At 71.7% G+C, this 11,585-nt stretch carries 9 protein-coding genes; 5 read left to right on the forward strand and 4 right to left on the reverse strand.

The annotated features are described in order from the left end of the window. The first annotated feature begins 137 nt into the window (after positions 1-137). Positions 138-1,961: a monovalent cation:proton antiporter-2 (CPA2) family protein gene (locus D9R12_RS14815; RefSeq protein ID WP_122231559.1), complete on the forward strand. Its 1,824-nt coding sequence runs from the start codon at positions 138-140 to the stop codon at positions 1,959-1,961. Between the two features lie 115 nt (positions 1,962-2,076). Here D9R12_RS14815 and D9R12_RS14820 read toward each other — a convergent pair whose 3' ends face one another. Genes D9R12_RS14820 through D9R12_RS14830 form a run of 3 tightly spaced genes read right to left on the reverse strand, consistent with a single transcriptional unit; the run spans position 2,077 to position 6,061 of the window. Continuing rightward, the gene (locus D9R12_RS14820) at positions 2,077-2,430 is read right to left on the reverse strand and encodes a tRNA-binding protein (RefSeq protein ID WP_014162047.1); all 354 of its coding nucleotides are present in this window, start codon (positions 2,428-2,430) and stop codon (positions 2,077-2,079) included. Positions 2,431-2,469: 39 nt separating this feature from the next. Next, positions 2,470-5,814, reverse strand: a complete 3,345-nt coding sequence (locus tag D9R12_RS14825) for an ankyrin repeat domain-containing protein (RefSeq protein WP_244672040.1) — start codon at positions 5,812-5,814, stop codon at positions 2,470-2,472. Further along, positions 5,807-6,061, reverse strand: coding sequence for a YcgL domain-containing protein (locus D9R12_RS14830; RefSeq protein ID WP_122231563.1), 255 nt, complete (start codon positions 6,059-6,061; stop codon positions 5,807-5,809). Before D9R12_RS14830 ends, D9R12_RS14825 begins: the two co-directional genes overlap by 8 nt. 196 nt (positions 6,062-6,257) lie before the next feature. Between D9R12_RS14830 and D9R12_RS14835 the strand changes: the two genes are divergently transcribed. From D9R12_RS14835 to D9R12_RS14850, 4 genes are read left to right on the forward strand one after another with little or no spacing between them, the layout of a single operon-like run. Beyond that, entirely contained in the window at positions 6,258-7,448 is a 1,191-nt protein-coding gene (locus D9R12_RS14835; RefSeq protein WP_122231565.1) for a beta-ketoacyl-[acyl-carrier-protein] synthase family protein, read from the forward strand. Then, positions 7,445-8,230 carry a beta-ketoacyl synthase chain length factor gene (locus D9R12_RS14840; protein WP_122231567.1) on the forward strand — a complete coding sequence of 262 codons (786 nt, stop codon included), beginning with the start codon at positions 7,445-7,447 and terminating at the stop codon, positions 8,228-8,230. The genes D9R12_RS14835 and D9R12_RS14840 overlap by 4 nt, the downstream gene beginning before the upstream one ends. A gap of 11 nt (positions 8,231-8,241) precedes the next feature. Then, positions 8,242-9,024 carry a glycosyltransferase family 2 protein gene (locus tag D9R12_RS14845; protein ID WP_122231575.1) on the forward strand — a complete coding sequence of 261 codons (783 nt, stop codon included), beginning with the start codon at positions 8,242-8,244 and terminating at the stop codon, positions 9,022-9,024. A 16-nt stretch (positions 9,025-9,040) separates the two neighbouring features. Further along, positions 9,041-10,663, forward strand: coding sequence for an NAD(P)/FAD-dependent oxidoreductase (locus D9R12_RS14850; RefSeq protein ID WP_122231569.1), 1,623 nt, complete (start codon positions 9,041-9,043; stop codon positions 10,661-10,663). A 36-nt stretch (positions 10,664-10,699) separates the two neighbouring features. Here D9R12_RS14850 and fabG read toward each other — a convergent pair whose 3' ends face one another. Continuing rightward, the gene (fabG, locus tag D9R12_RS14855; RefSeq protein ID WP_122231577.1) at positions 10,700-11,446 is read right to left on the reverse strand and encodes a 3-oxoacyl-ACP reductase FabG; all 747 of its coding nucleotides are present in this window, start codon (positions 11,444-11,446) and stop codon (positions 10,700-10,702) included. Between the last annotated feature and the right edge of the window lie 139 nt (positions 11,447-11,585).

The raw sequence follows: 11,585 nt of genomic DNA on the forward strand, positions 1-11,585 counted from the left end.
TTCATGGCGGAGCTTCTTGCTTGGTGTCATGCGGGTTCAGCACGACCGGCGCTTGTGCGCTGATGACCTCGATCGAGCACGCTGCCGGGCCTGGCTTGCCCGAGGCCGCATAATGCGGCCTGGCTGAGGAGTGTCCGATGCACGGCGGCGGTCTGGAAATTGCCCTGGTGTTCCTGTTGGCCGGCGTGCTCGCGGTGCCGGTGTTCAAGCGCTTCGGGCTGGGCGCGGTGCTGGCCTATCTGGTGGCCGGGGCGGTGCTGGGGCCCGACGGCCTGGGCCTGGTGCGCGATACCGGGCGGATCCTCAACGCGTCGGAAGTGGGCGTGGTGATGCTGCTGTTCGTGATCGGGCTGGAGCTCTCGCCGGCACGCCTGAAGGTGATGCGCAAGCCGGTGTTCGGCACCGGTGGGCTGCAGGTGCTGCTGAGCACCGTGCTGCTGGGCGGGATCTGCCTGGGCCTGGGCCTGCCCTGGAGGACCGCGCTGGTGGTGGGCATGGGCCTGGCGCTGTCCTCCACCGCGGTCAGCCTGCAGCTGCTGTCCGAGCGCAAGGAACTGACCAGCGACTACGGGCGTGCCGGCTTTGCGGTGCTGCTGTTTCAGGACCTGGCGGCGATCCCGCTGCTGGCGGCGATCCCGCTGCTGGGCGGGGCCAAGAACCAGACCCTGACCTGGCCGGCGGCCCTGCACGCCGTGGGCGCGATCGTGGTCGTGGTCGTGGGTGGACGGCTGCTGTTGCACCATCTGTTCCGCGCGGTGGCCCGCACCGCCATGCCCGAGGTGTTCACCGCCGCCGCGCTGCTGGTGGTGCTGGGAAGCGCGTGGTTCCTGCAGCTGGCCGGGCTGAGCGCCGGGCTGGGCGCATTCCTGGCCGGGGTGCTGCTGTCCGATTCGGAATTCCGCCACGAGCTGGAATCACAGATCGAGCCGTTCAAGAGCCTGCTGCTGGGCCTGTTCTTCATCTCGGTGGGCATGAGCATCGACCTGGACCGGATCCGCGCCGAGCCGCAGATCATCGCCGCCGGGGTGGTGGCACTGCTGCTGGTCAAGATGGGCGTACTGGTCGCACTGGGACGCTGGCAGCAGAAGATGAGCTGGCGTTCGGCGCTGAAGCTGGGCGGGGTGCTGTGGCTGGGCGGCGAATTCGCCTTCGTGGTGTTCAACCAGGCCCAGCAGGCCGACCTGCTCAGCATCAGGCACCATGACCGGCTGGTGGCGATGGTGGGCCTGTCGATGGCGGCCACGCCGCTGTTGCTGATCGCCGCCGGCCGCTGGCTGGACCATGCACCGGCGGCCGCGCAGACCCGCGCCTTCGACGAGGTCGACGACCAGCAGCCGCAGGTGCTGATCGCCGGCATGGGCCGCTTCGGCCAGATCGTGGCGCGCCTGCTGACCGCACAGCGGCTGCCGTTCGTGGCCCTGGAACACAGCCCGGAGACGGTGGACGCCCTGCGCCGGTTCGGCAACGCGCGGCTGTTCTATGGCGATCCCACCCGCCCGGAGCTGCTGCGCGCGGCCGGGGCGCAGCACTGCAAGGTGTTCGTGGTGGCCATCGATGATCCGGATACCAACATCAAGGCCACGCGCCTGATCCGGCGCATGTATCCCACCGCCACGGTGCTCTCGCGTGCGCGCAACCGCCAGCATGCCTGGCGCCTGATGGACCTGGGCGCCGAGCCGTTCCGCGAGACCTTCGGCTCCAGCCTGGAGATGGGCGAGCGGACATTGACCGCGCTGGGGATCGCCCCGGACACCGCTGCAGCGCACGCCAGGCAGTTCCGCGCGCACGACGAAAAACTCTTGCGCGAGCAATACCTGATCTATGACGACGAGGCAGCCCTGCTGCAGAGCACCCGCGATGCACGCCGTGACCTGGAGAGGCTCTTTGCCGCCGATATCTCCGGCGACGACGGCATCGTCCGCGACGGCCTGTCGGCCGAGCCGCCTGTGAGGCCATCGTGACCCCGTGTGGCCTGCGCATCCGCTGCGGCGCGGGCCGCCTTGTCTCACCTGCGACCGGCTCAGGTGACGGCGCGACGACCGGCCGGGCTGGGCCGCGCCGGCAATCGCACGCGCTTCAGCCCAGGCGCGCGCCGTTGGGCACCGGTCGTTCCAGCGTGGTCAGCACCACCCCGGCGTCGGTGTAGGCACCGGTCAGCAGGAACTGCGAGCGGAACGGGCCGATCTGTTTTTCCGGGAAGTTGATGACCGCCACGATCTGCCTGCCCACCAGATCCTCGGGGGTGTAGAGCTCGGTGATCTGGGCGCTGGTCTTGCGCTGGCCGTACGGGCCGAAATCGGCCCAGACCTGGTAGGCCGGCTTGCGTGCCTGCGCAAACGGCTCGACCCGCAGGATCGTGCCGGCCACCAGTTGCACGCGTTCGAATTCGGCCCAGGTCAGCGGGGCGTCGGGGTCATCGCGGTCGGACATGGCCAGGGCTCGTGCAGGGTGCGCGCAGAGGGTCAACGGTCAGCGCGGTTCGCGCAGGTAGCGGGCGATCGGCGCGCCGCGGCCGGGCAGGACGCTGGGGGCCAGTTCGCCGGCGACATCGACGAAGCCGCGCATGATCGCGATCTCGCGCGGGCTGCGGTTGAGCGCGTCGCGCAGGTCCGGGTCGGCGCCGGCGCGCAGCAGCCGCTGGACCACCCGCAGCAGGCCGTGCAGCGCAGCCAGGTGCAGTGGGCCGAAGCCGCGCGGATCGCGCGCATCCAGGGCGATGTCTTCGTCCAGCAGGCGGTCCAGGCCGGCCAGGATCACCTCCTCGTCGCAGCGCGTGCCCGGCTCGGCGCGCGCGCCCAGCAACAGCAGCAGCGGGGTGACCGTGCCGGGCATGGCGGCGTCGGGCTCGGCCCCGGCCAGCAGCAAGGTGTCCAGCAGCGCCAACAGGCGCGCGCGGTCGCCGGCGATGAAGCCGAACAGCCCGGCGCAGTGCAGCGCCGTCAGGCCCTGGGCATCGACCGCATGCACGTTGGCCCCGGCGCTGAGCAGGCGCGCGACGATGTCCGGCAGGCCCAGCGCGGCGCCGAGCATCAGCACGCTGACCTGGCCGGGCAGGCGGTATTCGATGTCGGCGCCAGCCTGCAGCAGGGCGTTGACGATGGCGCTCTGGCGCATGCTCACCGCCGCCGACAGCGGCGTGGCCCCGGTGCGCGCGGCGCACTGCGGATCGGCGCCGCGCGCCAGCAGCAGGTCGACCACCGCCAGGTGGCCGCCACCGGCCGCGCGCAGCAGCGCGCTGCAGCCCTGGGGGTCGAGCGAATCGACCGCGAACCCCAGTTCCAGCAGGCGGCGCACGGCATCGACGTCGCCGGCGATCGCCGCCAGCGGCAGGTCGCCGGCGCGCAGCGGCCGCTGCGGCAGGGCCCAGCCGCGCCAGTCCAGCCAGTCGGCCAGATCGCGGCGGCCGCTGGACAGGGCCACCCCGAGCGGGGTCTGGCCATCGGCAGCACGGGCATCGGGCGATGCGCCGCCGGCGATCAGGCGCCGCACCATCGGTAGGTTGCCCAGCGCGGTGGCCAGGTGCAGGGCGGACATGCCGCGCGCGTCGCGGGCCTCGCGGTCCACGCCCAGCGCCAGCAGCGCCTCGACCAGCGCGCTCCAGTCCAGGCGCACGGCCAGCGAGAGTGGCCGGTCGCCAGCGGCCGTGGCGGCGAAGGGATCGGCGCCGCGCGCCAGCAGTTCCAGGGCCAGCGCCTGGGCGGCGCGATCGGCGCGCGCCTGGGCCTGGACGCAGGCGGCCAGGAAACGGGCCAGGCCAGCGCCGCCAGCCGGGGCCAGGCCGGCATCGAGCAGCACCCGCGTGGCCGGCAGTGCCGACGGGCCGCGCGCCAGGCTGGCCAGCAGCGGCACGTCGCCGTGCACATCACGGACTTCGCCCAGTGCGTCGTGGCGCAGCAGCCAGGCCAGCGCGCGCGGCGCGGTGGACAGGGCCGGGGCATGCAGGAGGCTGCCCAGCTCGGCCGGCGAACACAGCCGCGCCAGGTCGGCCAGGCCCTGGTCCTGGCCGCGCCCGAGCGCCTCGCGCAGCAGCCCCAGCGGGGCCTGGTCCGGCGGTGGCTGCTGGCTGTCCAGGCTGGAGGCCGCACTGGGCAGCAGGTAGCCCGGATCCAGCAGCGAGACCAGTGCCCAACGCCCGGCGGCGGCGGCGAGCTCGACCGCGCGCCGGCCATCGGCGCCGGGCTGGTCCGGGTCCAGGCCCAGTTCGAGCAGGCGCTTGACCAGGGGCAGGCAGACCTGTTCGCCACTGCAAGCCAGCAGGATCGCGTTGCGGCCTTGTGCATCGCGCGCGTGCAGGTCGGCGCCAGCCGCGGCCAGCACCTCCACCGCAGCGACATTGCCGCTGCGGACCACATCCAGCCATGGCGTGATGCCGGCCTGGTCGCGGGCCTCGACCGGGGCACCGGCGCCCAGCAGCGCAGCCAGGATCTCGGCATGGCCGGCGCGCGCGGCTTCGTGCAGGGCGCTGCGGCCGTGTGCGCCGCGGGTGTCGATCCTGGCCTTGTGCCTGAGCAGCAGCTGCACCCCCGCGGCATCGTCCTCCTCGGTGCCGGCCGCGGCCAGCAGCACCGGCTGGGCGCCGGCCGGCTCGGCCTTGGCGCCGCGCTCCAGCAGGAACCTGGCCAGGCGCCAGTTGCCGGCCATGCAGGCGATGCCCAGCGGGGTGAGGCCCTCGGCGTTGCGGGCATCCAGGTCGGCCGCCGCATCGCGCAGCAGCGCGGCCACGCCGGGATCGGAACTGCGCGCGGCGTGGTGCAAGGGGGTATTGCCGTCGTGGTCGGCCTGGCGCGGATCGGCGCCGTTGGTCAGCAGCGTGGTGACCGCATCGGGGCGGCCGTGCCAGCTGTCGCGGGTGGCGGCCAGCAGTGGCGTCATGCCGGCGTGGGCCTGGTTGAGGTCGATCCCCTTGGCGATCAGCAGACGCAGCAGGCGCAGGTCGGGCAGCACCGCGGCCAGCACCGCCAGGCTGCGCTGGTCACGGGCCCCGGCCGGCGGCAGCGCACGCGGATTGGCGCCGGCTCCGATCAACTCCAGGGCGCGTTCGACCCGGCCGCTGCGGGCCGCCTCGTACAGGGCCGGGTCCTGCGCCGGCCCGGCAGCCGGCGTGGCGCGCAGGGGTTCGGGTGTCGGGGCAGGGACCGGTGCGGGCGCGGGCGTCGGCGCGACCTTCGGCGCGCTCGGCCGCGCGGGCATTTCCAGCACTGGCAGGCCACCGGCACGCGGGGTCCGCTGCAGGCCCCAGTGCAGCAGCGGCAGCGCGAGCACATAGCCGAGGGTCGCCGCGCCGCGCAGGGTGTCGGGCCACAGCGCCGGCCAGGCCAGGCTCAGGCCCAAGCCAATCACCACCGCCACCACCGCGGCCACGGCCAAACCGTGCCAGTCGCCGGGATCGCGCCCGGCCATCGCCCGCCACTGCTGGGCCAGGCCGCCGCCTTCGGCTTCCACCCGCTGCCACAACGGCCAGGTCCGCCACAGCCCGATCAGGCAGGTGCCGGCCGCCGCGCTCAGGCCCAGCGCCGCGCCCAGGCTGCCGCTGGCGCGCACGGCCTGCAACGGCCAGGCCAGCAGCGCGGCGACCACCACAAAGCCCAGCGCCCACACCGCCAGCAGTGCGGCCAGGTCACGCCTGAAAAAATCCCGCCGCGCCGGCGCGCGCGTGCGCGCCTGCCAGGACACCGCCAGCGCCAGCGCCGGCTGGGCCAGCACGGCGCCGGCCGCTGCGACCCCGCCGCCGAACCAGGTCAGCGCCGCCAGCGCCAGGCCCACCCCCAACGCGCCCCATGCCGCAGGCACCGGCCGACGCGCGTGCTCAGGCATCGGGCAAGGGATCCAGCTGGGTGGGCGGAAACTGGAGATGGAACCCCTGGGTGGCCAGGTTGCGCCGCACCACCGCCACGTCCTCGCGCGCCAGCTTGCGCTCGGGGGTGAGGGTCACTTCCAGCACGAATACCAGCGTCCCCAGCTGCGCGCGCAACGGCGGCGGCAGCCGCGCAAAATCATCGCGGGCCACCAGGTACACGTAAGTCTCTGCCTTGCGCAGGCTCTTGTAGATGAACGCATGCATCAGCTGCGTGCGGAAGGGTTCTGAAGGAAGTTTGGCGATTGTGCGGGAAATGCCGCAGGGGGGGAACCGACGCACGCGCGGAAGACCGCCTGGCACCTGTCACGTTCAGCGGCGGACCCAGCGCGCGCTCACGGGCACTGGCTATACTCGCCCGCCATCTGCTGATACATCGGTTCTGATGCCGTCACCGCCTCGCATGACGCCGCTGGCGATCACCGCCTACACCGCCACCACCGCATTGGGCGCCGGCCGCCTGGCCCAGGCCGAGGCGCTGGACCAGCGCCGCAGCGGACTGCGTCCCAATGACTTTGGACCGGCCCCGCGCCTGGACTGCTGGATCGGCCGGGTCGAGGGCGTGGAAGAGGTGCAGCTGCCGCCGCAACTGGCCCGGTGGGACTGCCGCAACAACCGCCTGGCCTGGCTGGCGCTGCAGCAGGACGGTCTGCTGGATGCGGTTGGTGCCGCGGCTGCGCGTTACGGCGCGGCGCGCGTGGCGGTGGTGATGGGCACCTCGACCTCCAGCATCGGCGCCAGCGAGGAAGCCTACACGCGCCTGGACCGCGATGCCGGCGGCGAGCGCTTCCCCGACGACCTGCAGCGCCCGATCGTGCACACCCCCCACTCGATCGGCGATTTCGTCCAGCACGCCACCGGCCTGGCCGGGCCGTGCGTGACCGTGGCCACGGCCTGTTCGTCCAGCGCCAAGGTGTTCGCCCAGGCCGCGCGCCTGATCCAGGCCGGCGTGGTCGATGCGGCGCTGGTGGGCGGCGTGGATACCTTGTGCGGCAGCGTGCTGTACGGCTTCAACGCGCTGCAGCTGGTGTCCAGGGACAAGTGCAAGCCGTTCGATGCCAGCCGCGATGGGCTCTCGCTGGGTGAAGCCGGCGGCTTTGCCCTGCTCGAACGGGCCACCGGGACCGACCCCCTGCAGCTGCGCGGCTATGGCGAATCCAGCGACGCCCACCACATGTCCGCCCCGCATCCGCAAGGCCTGGGCGCGCAGCTGGCCATGCGCGATGCGCTGGCCCGCGCCGGGATCGAGGCGGCGCAGCTGGATTATCTGAACCTGCACGGCACCTCGACCCCGGCCAACGACGCGGTCGAGGCGATCGCCGTGGCGGCGCTGTTTCCCGAGGCGCTGCATGCGGCCTCGACCAAGGCCTGGACCGGACACACGCTGGGCGCGGCCGGGATCGTCGAATCGGTGTTCGCCCTGATTGCACTGGACACCGGGCATCTGCCAGGCACACTCAATGCCACCATTCCCGACCCGGTCTGCGGTCCGCAGATCCGCCTGGCGCCCGAGCGGCGCGCGCTGCACTACGCGATGAACAATTCCTTCGGCTTCGGCGGCAACAACTGCGCGCTGGTGTTTGCCCGCCCATGAGCTCACCCACCCTGACCGCGCGCATCGCGGGGATCGGATTCTGGTGCCGCGGTTTGCCTAGCTGGAGCGCTGCACAGGCCTACGCGCAAGGCGGCGCGCTGCCGGCCGATGCCCCCGGCAGGCCTTCGCCACAGCTGCTGGCGCCCAACGAGCGCCGCCGCGCGCCGGAGACGGTGGCCGTCGCGCTGGAAGTGGCGCTGGCCGCGTGCGCCGACGCCCAGCGCGATCCGGGCACGCTGCCGTCGGTGTTCACCTCCACCCATGGCGACCTGGCCATCACCGACTACATGTGCCGGCAGCTGGCCGAGGATCCGGCCGGGCTCTCGCCGATCCGCTTCCACAACTCGGTGCACAACGCGGCGGCCGGCTACTGGACCATCGGCGCCCAGACCCACGCGCCGGCCACCGCGCTGAGCGCCTTCCACGGCAGCTTTGCGCAAGGGTTGCTGGAAGCCCTGACCCAGCTGGCCACCGGCACCGAGGCGCTGCTGCTGGTCGGCTACGACAGCCAGTCGAGCGGGCCGCTGGGGCGGGTGTCGCACAGCCAGGGCCTGCTCGGCGGCGCGCTGGTACTGACCCACCAAGGCGATGGCCCGCTGCTGCGGGCCACCCTGGGCACCGACGGCCATGCCCGCGCCCCGGCCGGCCGGCTGGAACACCACGCCGCCGGCAACGCGATGGCGCCGATGCTGCCGCTGTTCGACGCGCTGGCCAACGGCGCGACGCACTGCCATCTCGATGCCGGCAACGGCGCGCAGCTGCAGGTGGAGATCGGGCGTTGACCGCGCTGACCATGCAGGACGTGGCGGTGCTGATCCCGGCGCTGAATGAAAGGCTGCGCATCCGCGAAGTGGTCACCGACGCGCTGGCAGTGTGTCCGCACGTGATCGTGGTCGATGACGGCTCCGACGATGGCACCAGCGCGTGCATCGCCGACCTGCCGATCACGCTGATCCGCCATCGGCAGCGCAGGGGCAAGGGCGCCGCCCTGCGCAGCGGGTTTGCCCAGGCCGCGCGCATGGGCGTCCAGGGCGTGCTGACCATGGATGGCGACGGCCAGCACAAGGCCGGCGACCTGCCGCGCCTGCTGCAGGCGGCCAATGCCTATCCGGGCTGGGTGGTCAACGGCGCACGCCTGCGCAAGCGCGCCAGCCAGCCGACCATCCGCCGGATCGGCAACGATTTTGGCGACTGGGGCATCGCCTGGGCCTGCGGCTTCCGCATGGTCGATACCCAAAGCGGCCAGCGCTTCTATCCGCGCAGCGTGTTCACCCTGCCCGATGTGGCCGGCGAAGGCTTCGTGTTCGAGGCGCAGATCCTGATCAGCGCCGCGCGTCGGGCCAACGCGCGCCTGGTGTCGGTGCCGGTGGAAACACGCTACCTGCATCTTGAAGGCGGCCAGTTCCGCAAGAGCCATTTCCGCCTGGTCCGAGACCTGGCCAGCATCACCGTGCATGTGGCCGCCCAGATCCTGTCCTACGGCCACGTGCTGGGCCAGTACAGGAGCACCCGCCGGCATCGGCCGGTGATCTACGACCCGGACGGCGAATTTGCTACCGTGCCGGCCACCTCTTGACCGCAATGGATGCTCGATGAGCGCTCGTACCGATGTGGCGATCCTGGGCGGTGGCCTGGCCGGTCTGACCCTGGCCCTGCAGCTCAAGCGCCAGGACCGGCAGCTCGCGGTGAGCGTGATCGAGCGCCGCGCCCATCCGGTGCGCGAGGCCGCCTTCAAGGTCGGCGAATCGACCGTGGAGATCGGCGCGCACTACTTCGCCGAGGTGCTGGGCCTGCGCGGCCATCTGGAGCGCGAACAGATCCGCAAGTTCGGCTTCCGCTTCTTCTTCTCCGAGGGCCAGCAGCACATCGACCAGTGCACCGAGCTGGGCGTGAGCCAGCTGCTGCCGACGCCGTCATGGCAGATCGATCGCGGCCGCTTCGAGAATTTCCTGGGCCAACAGGCGCGTGCGCTGGGCGTGGATTTCATCGATGGCGCCAGTGTGCGGGGCGTGGACCTGGCCGGCGGCCAGGACGACCACGCGGTGCGTTACCAGCGCAGCGGTGAGGCCGCGCAGCTGAGTGCGCGCTGGGTGGTCGATGCCAGCGGCCGCGCCGGCCTGCTCAAGCGCAAGCTCGGCCTGGCCCAGGCCAACGACCACAACGCCAATGCGGTGTGGTGGCGGGTGGACGGCCTGGTCGATCCCAACGACTGGTCCGATGATCCGGCCTGGCTGGCGCGCTGCACGCCACCGGAGCGCTGGCGTTCGACCAACCACATGTGCGGGCCGGGCTACTGGTTCTGGCTGATCCCGCTGTCCTCCGGCGCGCACTCGCTGGGCATCGTCTGCGATGCGGACATCCATCCGCTGGACACCATGAACACCCACGACAAGGCCATGGCCTGGCTGCGCGAACACCAGCCGCGGGTGGCCACCGCGCTGGAAAGGCGCGAGCACACCCTGCGCGACTTCCTGTTCCTCAAGCACTTCTCCTATGGCTGCAAGCAGGTGTTTTCCGGCGACCGCTGGGCGCTGACCGGCGAGGCCGGGGTGTTCCTGGATCCGTTCTACTCGCCGGGCAGCGATTTCATCGCCATTTCCAACACCTACGTGGCCGAGCTGATCGCGCGCGACCGCGCCGGCGGCAACTTCGCCCCCTACGCCAGCATCTTCGACCAGCTGTACCAGAGCTTCTACGAGAACACCCTGACCCTCTACCAGGGCCAGTACCCGCTGTTCGGCGATGCCCAGGTGATGCCGGTCAAGGTGATCTGGGACTACACCTACTACTGGGCGTTGCTGGCGCCGCTGTTCTTCGCCGGGCGCCTGACCGATATCCCGCTGCTGGGCCGGCTGCGTCCGCTGCTGCTGCGCGGACGCGCGCTCAACCTGGGCCTGCAGGCGCTGCTGGCCGACTGGGGCCGGCGCAACCGTGCCGCACCGCCGGGATTAACCGATGGCCGGATGCTCGACCAGCGCGTGATCGGCTGGTTCCATGAAATGAATCGCGCGCTCAACGACCCCCTGGACACCGACGCGCTCAACGCCCGCCTGCAGGCCAACGTGGCGCGCATGGAATGGCTGGCCGGGGAGATCCTCACCCGTGCCCGGCTGCGTCACCCCGACATCGACGACCATGGCCTGCAGCCATTGCTGGCCGGCCTGGCAGCAGGCGAGGAATCGCTGGATCCGGCGTGGTACGCCGACGCGGCATAGCGGACGCCCGTTGCCGTATGGGCGACGCCCAGGCGTTCAGCCCATCCCCCCGTTGACCCCGATCACCTGGCCATTGATGTAGCCGGCCGCATCGCTGCACAGGAACGCCACCAGCGCGGCGACTTCCTCCGGCTTGCCGGCGCGGGCGGCGGGCACCAGTTGCTTGAGCACCTCCGGCGGGAATTGCGCGCCGATCATCGCCCCTTCGATCACGCCCGGCGCCACGACATTTGCGGTGATGCCGCGGCTGGCCATCTCGCGCGCCAGCGACCTGGTTGCCCCGTGCAGGGCCGACTTGGCCGCCGCGTAGTTGGTCTGCCCGCGATTGCCGGTGACCGCCGCCACCGAGGACACGCACACCACCCGGCCCCAGCGCGTGCGCGCCATCGGCAGCAACAGCGGCTGGGTGACGTTGAAAAAACCATGCAGCGACACGTCGATCACCCGATGCCATTGCCGGGCGGTCATGCCCGCCATCGGCGCATCGTCGTGGATGCCGGCGTTGTTGACCACCACCTGCACCGGGCCGCCTTCCAGCAGCGCGGCGATGCCTGCGGCGCTGGCGGCCTGGTCAACCACGTCGAAGGCGATGGCCTGCGCGCTGCCGCCGGCCTGGATGATCTGCTGCACCACCCGTTCGGCACGGTCGATGCCGCGGTTGGCGTGGACGATCACCTGGAAACCGCCTGCCGCCAGCGCGGTGCAGATCGCCCCGCCCAGGTCGCCGCTGCCGCCAGTCACCAGCGCGCGGCGTTGGGGTTTGGGAGTTGTTTCTGAAGTCATGCGCGGCATGCTAGTGTAGTGTTCCATTCTGTTTGGAACTTAAGCGCTGATTGGCGCGGATCACCTTCTGCAGGATGTCGCGGGCGCTTCTGGTCCAGATGAACGGCTTGGGTTTGGTGTTGTGATGCGCCAGGTACTC

The organism is Pseudoxanthomonas spadix (genome assembly GCF_003703395.1).
GTDB classification, from domain to species: domain Bacteria; phylum Pseudomonadota; class Gammaproteobacteria; order Xanthomonadales; family Xanthomonadaceae; genus Pseudoxanthomonas_A; species Pseudoxanthomonas_A spadix.